Consider the following 7778-nt stretch of genomic DNA (forward strand, 5'->3'; position numbering starts at 1 on the left):
GAGCACCGCGATCGCGATGGCGCCCGTCGCCGCGACGACCCCGGCGCGCAGCGGGCAGCCGCCGATCGTGACCGTGCGCCCGGCGCGGTCCGCGGCCGTCCAGACGCCGGCCAGCCGGGCGGCGCCGTCCCGGAACGCCGCGCCGGGATCGTCCGGCCGGATCGCCGAGTCCGGGAGCAGGCGCACCGTACCGGTCGCCGCGGCCTCCGCCAGCGCGTCCAGCGAGTCGGCGGCGTGCAGCAGCAGGAGCCCCAGATCCCAGCCGCGGCACGGGGTCGGCCGGCCCAGCGACGCGGCGGTCACCGGTCCGACCGCGTCCAGCGCGAACGCGATCGCCTCCTCCAGCAGCGCCGCCGTCTCCACGCGTGCCTCCCGCCCTCGTGCGGCCCGTCCCGGACCGCCGGCCGTCCTGCACATGCCGACCGCGCGGGCGGCGGGAAATCACCGCCGCGGCACCGATGAGTTCCGGGCGGGCCCGGGGTCGGTAGGGGGAACGGACCATCGACCGCGGAGGAGAACCCATGACCGTGCCCGACGTCGTCTCCCGCGAGGAGTGGGAGGCCGCCCGCCGCGACCTGCTCGTCCGGGAGAAGGAACTGACCCGCGCACGGGACGCGCTGAACGCCGAACGCCGCCGCCTGCCCATGGTGCGGATCGAGAAGGACTACGCGTTCGAGGGGCCCGGCGGCGCGGCGAGCCTGCTCGACCTGTTCGGGGGGAGGCGGCAGCTCATCGTCTACCACGCCATGTGGCATCCCGAGTGGGAGCGGCCCTGCCGCAGCTGCTCGTCGGGCCTCGCCGAGATCTCCGTGGGGCTCCTCCGCCACCTGCGCGCCCTGGACACCGCCTACGCCGTGACGTCGCGCGCCCCGCAGTCGAAGATCGGCCCCTTCCGGGAGGCGATGGGCTGGCCCTTCCCCTGGTACAGCACCCGCGGCGACGACTTCAATCTCGACTTCCACGTCACCCTCGACTCGTCCAGGGCGCCGGAGGAGTACAACTACGGCCCGTTCGACCGGCCCGCGGACGGGGAACCGATGGACCTGCCGGGCACGAGCTGCTTCCTGCGGGACGGCGACGACGTCTTCCACACGTACTCGGCGTACGCGCGCGGCGTCGAGCAGGTGGGCGGTTCGTACTACTTCGCGGACATGACGGCGCTGGGCCGCCAGGAGGACTGGGAGGAGCCCGCGGGGCGCGGTACCGGCGGAATGCCGGCGGGCAGCGAGATCCCGTACCCGGACGAGTACGACGACGAGTTCGCGCGCTGAGCACGGCCGCCCGCCGGGCCCCGCGGGGGCGGCCCGGCGGCCCGCGGGGGCGGCGAACGGGCGGCGGCGGTTACGCTGATCCCCCGGCCCCGGCGCGAAGGAGCAGCGGCGATGACGCTCATCCCCGAGTCCACCGAAGCCTCCCGCTGGACGGAGGTCGGTTCCGCGGCGGAACTGCGCGAGCTGCTGGGCGCCCCGATGCGGCGGGCGATCGACAAGGAGCGCCGCACGCTGCACGCGTGGGACCGCGAATGGCTGGCGCGGTCGCCGTTCTGCCTGATCTCGACCAGCGACGCGGCCGGGAACTGCGACGTCTCCCCCAAGGGCGACCCGCCCGGGTTCACCCGCGTCCTGGACGACACCACGATCGCGATCCCGGACCGGCCGGGCAACCGGCGCGACGGGTTCCTCAACATCCTGGAGAACCCGCGCGTCGGGCTGATCCACCTGGTGCCGGGGCGCGGCGAGACCCTGCGGATCAACGGCCGGGCACGGCTGCTGCGGGACGCGCCGTTCTTCGACGACATGATCGTGCGGGGCCACCGTCCGGCTCTCGCCCTGGTCGTGGAGATCGAGCAGATCTTCTTCCACTGCGCCAAGGCGCTGATGCGGTCGAAGCTGTGGCGTCCCGACGACTGGGAGCCGGACGCGCTGCCGTCGCACGCCCGGATCGTCAAGGACGTCCAGTACACCGAGGAGTCTCTGGAAGAGCTGGAGCACCACTACACGCCCGAGCAGTACGAGCGGAAGCTCTACAAGAAATAGGTCGCCGATCCGGACCCGGCACGAACGAACGAACTTCAGCGGAGATTCCGTCACAACCTCCCCATTCCAGGTGATCTCTCCTAGGGTGATCGTTCGTGGAGCAGCAGATCCCCCGAGCCCAGTCCCCGCACGCCGAGTCCGCGCCGCACCCGCCCCTTGAGGCGCTGGCCCGCACTCCCCTGCCGGGCCCCGACTACGAGTCGCGGCCCGGCGACTTCTACGAGCGGCTGCGGGCCGAGTACGGCCCGGTCGCGCCCGTCGACGTGCTGGGCGTGCCCGTGTGGCTGGTGATCGGCTACTCGCAGGTGCTGGACGTCCTGCGGGACGCCCGCGGCGTGTGGAGCAGGCGGGTCGACTCCTGGCGCGCGTACCGGGAGGGCCGGGTCCCCGCGGACTGGCCGATGCTCCCGGTGGCCGAATCCGACAGTTCCGCGTTCCGGGACGGCGCCGAGTCGACCCGGCTGCGCAGCGCGTGGAGCGACGGGCTGCGTCCGTTCCAGGAGCGCGGACGCCCGCAGGCCCGCGAGCTCGAACGGGCGGTGCACGCCTACGCCGACGAGCTGATCAGCGTCCTCGCCGAGAGCGGCGGCCGGACCGGGCGGGCGGACCTGTCCGCGCAGTACGCCCGCCCGCTGCCGCTGATGGTCACCGGCCGGCTGCTCGGCCTCCCGGCCGACTCCGGCGGCGACGAGCTGATCGTGGACCTGTGGCGGGTCATGGACGCCGGCCCGGACGCGCAGCAGGCGTCCGACCGGCTGATGGCGCGGGTCGCCGAGGTGTGCGCGGCGCGGGTCCGCGAACCGCGCGACGACCTGCCGTCCCTCATGCTCGCCGCCGCCCCGGACCTGACCGCCGAGGAACTGACCCGCGAGATGGCGATGCTGACCGGGCTGGCGACCGACGTCACCGCCAACCTGATCTCCAACACCATCGCCGAGGTGCTGGCCGGGACGACCGGCGCCCGCGACAGCCTGTCCGCCGGGATGATCAAGGAGGCGATCAACCGGGCGTCCATCGCGCACCCTCCCATGGCGAACCTGGCGTTCCGGTGGCCGCGGTCGGACATGCGGCTCGGCCGGTTCCGGATCGCGGCCGGGGACCCGGTCATGGTGTCCCCCGCCGCCGCCCATCTGGACCCGGCCTTCACCGGTGGCGGCTCCCAGGACTCGGTCTACAGCTCCCGCGCGCACCTGGCCTGGAGCGCGGGCCCGCACGCCTGCCTCGGCCGCGACCTGGCCACCACCATCACGATGATCGCCGTGGAGCGGGCGTTCCACCGGTTCGCGTCCCTGGAGCTGGCGGTGCCGCCGGACCGGCTCCCGTGGCGCTCGTCCCCGATCGTCCGGGGGCTGCGGTCGCTGCCGGTGAACTACACGCTGGCCGAGGCGCTCCCGGAACGTCCGGACCCCGAGGACGCCGCCCCGGCGCAGGACGGCGCCGCGGCGGACGGCGACCCCGGGACGAAGTCGCTGGTGCGGCGGATCATGCGGCTGATGCGCCGCGGATGATCTTCCAAGCCGCCCGGACGTGCTCCTCGGTGGTGGCGGGCGCGCCGATCGCCATGCGCAGCAGCACCCGCCCGCCGACCCTGGTGTGGGTGAGGTACAGCTCGCCGGACGCGTTGACCCGCTCCATCAGCCGGAGCGTCTCGGCGTCCGCGTCGTCGCCGTCCAGGTCGTCCCGGCAGGGCCGGAAGCACACCAGCCCGAACGGGTGCGGCTCCAGCACCTCGAACCCGGGGTCGGCGCCGATCTCGGCCGCGAGCACCTGCGCCAGCCGCACCCCGGTGCGGACGTGCTCGCGCAGCCCCTCCGCCCCGTACCAGCGGATCACCGACCACAGCTTGAGGGCGCGGAACCGGCGGCCGAGCGGGATCTGCCAGTCCCGGTAGTCGACGACGTCGCCGGACGCGCTGGCCCGGTTGCGCAGGTACTCGGGGAGGATGGACAGGGCGCCCAGGAGCGGTTCGCGGTCGGCGACCCACATGGTGTTGCAGTCGAAGTTGGTGAGCAGCCACTTGTGCGGGTTCGTGGAGTAGGAGTCGGCGTGCTCGGCGAGCCCGTCGTTGATCCACCGGAACTCGGGGCAGACGGCCGCGACGCCCGCGTACGCGGCGTCGACGTGCAGCCAGACGCCGTGCCGGCGGCACACCTCGCCGATCGCGCGCACCGGGTCGATCGCCGTGGTGGAGGTGGTGCCGACGGTCGCGCAGACCAGCACGGGCAGCGCACCGGCGGCGGCGTCCTCGGCGAGCAGCGCGTCCAGGCGGGCGGGGTCCATGGCGAGGGTGCCGGGGTCGACGTCGACGACGCGGACGTTCGCCGCGCCGATCCCGGCGATCCGCGCGGCCTTCTCCAGGGACGAGTGCGTCTGCGAACTCACGTACACGGTGCGGCGGCCGTCGATGCCGTCGCGGCCGGACGCGCCGCCGTCCGCGCGGTGCATCGCGGCGAGGATCGCGACGAGGGCGGCGCCGGACGCCGAGTCCTGGACGACGCCGCCGCCGGGCCCGTCCGAGCGGAACCGGGCGGGCAGGTCGAGCAGCTCGGCGAGCCAGTCCAGGACGCGGGTCTCCAGCTCGGTGCAGGCGGGGCTCGTCGCCCACAGCATCCCCTGGACGCCGAGCCCGGCCGCCAGCAGCTCGCCGAGGATCGCCGGGCCGCTGGCGTTGGCCGGGAAGTAGGCGAAGAAGTTCGGGTGCTGCCAGTGGGTGATCCCCGGCATCACGACGCGGTCCATGTCGGCGAGGACGGCGTCGAAGCCCTCGCCCTCCTCCGGCGGATGCTCGGGCAGCCCGGCCAGCACCTCGCCGGGCAGCGCCCGCGACAGCACCGGATACGACTCGATCTTCTCCTGGTAGTCGGCGATCCAGTCGACCACCTGCCTGCCGTACCGGCGAAACTCCTCCGGCGTCATGTGCCCCGCCACCGTGTGGACCTCCCGTTGACCCGCCATCGCCACCGCCCCCGCATCCTATGGGCCCGAAAGGGCCGGTAGCCGCATGTTTGGGCACGTCCGCCCGGGAACGATGTGCTCGGTAGGCGCACGGGAAGGACGAAAGAGAGGGCCGTCAACATGCCCGACAAGAGCGACAAGCACGGCGCGAAGCTCGACGACGAGATCGGCCGGGAAACCCAAGGCATGGTGCGCGGCGGCCATTCCACGCACGCGGAGGAGTTCAAGGAGACCGAGCCGACCTCCGACAGCGACATCTGGGAGCCGAACGAACCGGCGGGCGACGCGCGCGAGGGCTCCCCGCCCGGCATGAGCGCGTCCGACGTCGAGGAGCGCAGCGCGCTCGCGCGGCTGCTCACCGGCGTCCGCTACCCGGCGCGGCGCAACGAGGTGATCCGGAACGCGGCGGAGTCGGGCGGCTCCGAGGAGGCGATCGACACCCTGCGGACACTGTCCGACCGGGAGTACGAGAACCTCGCGGACATCGCCGAGGAACTCGGCTACGGCCGGGAGGAACGCCGCTACTGAAACACCGCCGCGCCTTACGCACGCGTCCGCCGGCCCGCCCGGGTCAGCGGACGCGTTCGCGCAGCAGCGGGATCTGCCCGCCCGCGGCGACCAGTTCGAGCTGCCGCGCCGACAGGCGGTGCCGCGCCCGGTACGTCTCGTCCTTCGTGACGTTGCGGACCTCGATCTCCCCGCCCTCGCGCAGCGCGTCCCGGACGTTCCCCACGCGCAGGACGTCGCCGCGCTCGATCCGCTCGCGGTCGGCCTCGTCCGCGAACTCCAGCGGCAGGATCCCGAAGTTCACCAGGTTCTGCCAGTGGATCCGCGCGTACCCGCAGGCCAGCACGAGCCGCAGCCCGAGGTGGCGCGGCGCGATCGCGGCGTGCTCGCGCGACGACCCCTGCCCGTAGTTGCGCCCGGCGACGACGGCGTGCGGCCCCGCCTCCCGCGCCCGCTCGGGGTAGCCCGCGTCGAGCCGGACGAACGCGAAGTCGGCGAGCCGCGCGATGTCGCTGCGGAACGGCAGCGCCCGCGCGCCCGCCTGCAGGATCTCGTCGGTCGACACGTCGTCCCCGACCGTGATCACGACCGGGACCTCCAGGTCGTCCGGCAGCGGGTCCAGCTCCGGCAGCACCCCGATGCTGGGCGCCTTGTCGAGGACGACCTCGCGCGCCCGCCCGGGCGGGAGCGGCTCCTCGAACTCGCCCCGGACGGACGCGGCGGTCTCCGGGAGTCGCACGACCGGCGGGTCCATCGGCAGGTCCCGGGGATCGGTGATCTTCCCGGTGAGCGCGGCCGCCGCGGCCGTCTCGGGCGAGCACAGCCACACCCGGTCGTCCTCGGTGCCGGACCGGCCCGGGAAGTTCCGCGGGAACGTCCGCAGGCTGTTGCGGCCGATCGCGGGCGCCTGCCCCATCCCGATGCAGCCCAGGCACCCCGTCTGGTGGATGCGCGCGCCCGCCTGGAGCAGGTCCGCGGCGGCGCCCGTCCGGGTGAGGTCGAGGAGGATCTGCCGCGACGTGGGGTTCACGTCGAGCGACACGCCCGCGTGCACCCGCCGGCCCCGGACGATCGCCGCGACGGCCGCGAAGTCCCGCAGGCCCGGGTTCGCCGACGAACCCACGACGACCTGGTGCACCTCCTCCCCCGCGACCTCCCGCACCGGCACCACGTCCCCCGGCGAGCCGGGCCGCGCGATCAGCGGCTCCAGCGACGCCAGGTCGATCTCGTCCGTCACGTCGTAGCGGGCGCCGGGGTCGGCGACGATCTCGGTGAAGTCCGCCTCGCGGCCCTGCCCGCGCAGGAACTCGCGGACCCGCCCGTCCGCCGGGAACACCGTCGTCGTCGCGCCCAGCTCGGCGCCCATGTTCGCGATGACGTGCCGGTCCATCGCCGTCAGCCCGGAAAGGCCCGGCCCGTGGTACTCGATGATCCGGTCGACGCCGCCGCGCACCCCGTGCCGCCGCAGCATCTCCAGGATCACGTCCTTCGCGCTCAGCCACGGCGGCAGCTCCCCCGTCAGCCGGACGCCCCAGATCTCCGGCATCGTGATGTGCAGCGGCTCCCCCGCCATCGCCATCGCCGTCTCCAGCCCGCCGGTGCCGACCGCGAGCATGCCGAGGACCCGGCGGCGCAGTGTGCGAGTCCGCACCCGCCATCGTCGCGCCCGGAACCCCGAACCGCTCCATGTGCGTCGGATGCGACACACCGTTGCCCGCCCCCGAATACCAGAGGCCGTACCGCCTGCACGCCGACCGCAGGAAGATGTGGTCGGCCATGTTCCGCTCGTCGGCCTGCAGCAGGTTGTGGTCGACGTACTGCACCGACACGTCCGTCCGGACCCGGTCCAGGCCGAGCGCCTCCAGCTCCAGCATCACCATCGTGCCGGTGGCGTCCTGGGTGAGGGTCTGGTCGACCCGCACCCCGATCTCCGCGCCGGGCGTCATCTCCCCGCTCACCAGGTGCGCCGCGATCAGCTTGCGCGCCACCCCGTCCGTCATCGCTCAGCTCCCCCTCTTTCCACCGTGACGTGCTCGGACGACCGTTCGGCCGGACGCCCGCACCAGCGCGCGAGCGCGGCGCGGATCGCGTCCGCCCGCCGGTCCGGCACCGTCTCCCCGGACGCCCACGCGATGTACCCGTCCGGGCGGACCAGCACGGTGCCGCGGGTCGGCCCGCCCGCCACCGCGAGCCGCACCCGCCCGGCCCACCGCCGCGCCAGGTAGCCCACGGCCGGGTCCTTCACGGCCGTCACCAGCACGAACCGCCCGTCGCCGAGCA

Annotated in this window: 7 protein-coding genes and 2 pseudogenes; 4 read left to right on the top strand and 5 right to left on the bottom strand. The window is 74.1% G+C overall.

Annotated elements, in window-relative coordinates; translation table 11 throughout:
* Positions 1-363, bottom strand: a 363-nt coding sequence (locus tag BJF79_RS53840; RefSeq protein ID WP_187357067.1) for a maleylpyruvate isomerase N-terminal domain-containing protein, incomplete at its 3' end; no start/stop codon positions are given.
* 158 nt (positions 364-521) lie between these two features.
* On the opposite strand from BJF79_RS53840, the gene BJF79_RS27515 reads away from it, so the two are divergent.
* The 3 genes from BJF79_RS27515 (at position 522) to BJF79_RS27525 (ending at position 3544) form a co-directional block, all read left to right on the top strand.
* Complete coding sequence (locus BJF79_RS27515; RefSeq protein WP_075901695.1) at positions 522-1271, top strand: DUF899 domain-containing protein; 750 nt, start codon at positions 522-524, stop codon at positions 1269-1271.
* Between the two features lie 111 nt (positions 1272-1382).
* Positions 1383-2036: a pyridoxamine 5'-phosphate oxidase family protein gene (locus BJF79_RS27520; protein WP_075901697.1), complete on the top strand. Its 654-nt coding sequence runs from the start codon at positions 1383-1385 to the stop codon at positions 2034-2036.
* A gap of 95 nt (positions 2037-2131) precedes the next feature.
* On the top strand, positions 2132-3544 hold the full coding sequence (locus tag BJF79_RS27525; protein WP_262402665.1) for a cytochrome P450: 1413 nt from the start codon (positions 2132-2134) through the stop codon (positions 3542-3544).
* Here BJF79_RS27525 and BJF79_RS27530 read toward each other — a convergent pair.
* A complete protein-coding gene (locus tag BJF79_RS27530; protein ID WP_262402666.1) occupies positions 3519-4964 on the bottom strand; it encodes an aminotransferase class I/II-fold pyridoxal phosphate-dependent enzyme in 1446 nt (481 codons plus the stop codon). The genes BJF79_RS27525 and BJF79_RS27530 overlap by 26 nt on opposite strands.
* A gap of 147 nt (positions 4965-5111) precedes the next feature.
* Here BJF79_RS27530 and BJF79_RS27535 point away from each other — a divergent pair, with 147 nt between their 5' ends.
* Complete coding sequence (locus BJF79_RS27535; RefSeq protein WP_075901699.1) at positions 5112-5519, top strand: DUF2795 domain-containing protein; 408 nt, start codon at positions 5112-5114, stop codon at positions 5517-5519.
* Positions 5520-5562: 43 nt separating this feature from the next.
* Here BJF79_RS27535 and BJF79_RS27540 read toward each other — a convergent pair whose 3' ends face one another.
* The 3 genes and pseudogenes from BJF79_RS27540 to BJF79_RS55930 all read right to left on the bottom strand — a co-directional run.
* Positions 5563-7149 (bottom strand): aconitate hydratase, encoded by a 1587-nt coding sequence (locus tag BJF79_RS27540; protein WP_262402667.1) that lies wholly within the window; start codon positions 7147-7149, stop codon positions 5563-5565.
* A 40-nt stretch (positions 7150-7189) separates the two neighbouring features.
* Positions 7190-7498 (bottom strand): annotated as a pseudogene (locus BJF79_RS61880) (aconitate hydratase); the annotation flags it as partial.
* Positions 7495-7778: pseudogene (locus tag BJF79_RS55930) on the bottom strand (hypothetical protein); the annotation flags it as partial. The pseudogenes BJF79_RS61880 and BJF79_RS55930, both read right to left, overlap by 4 nt.

It is taken from the genome of Actinomadura sp. CNU-125, from assembly GCF_001942465.1.
Classification (GTDB): Bacteria; Actinomycetota; Actinomycetes; order Streptosporangiales; family Streptosporangiaceae; genus Spirillospora.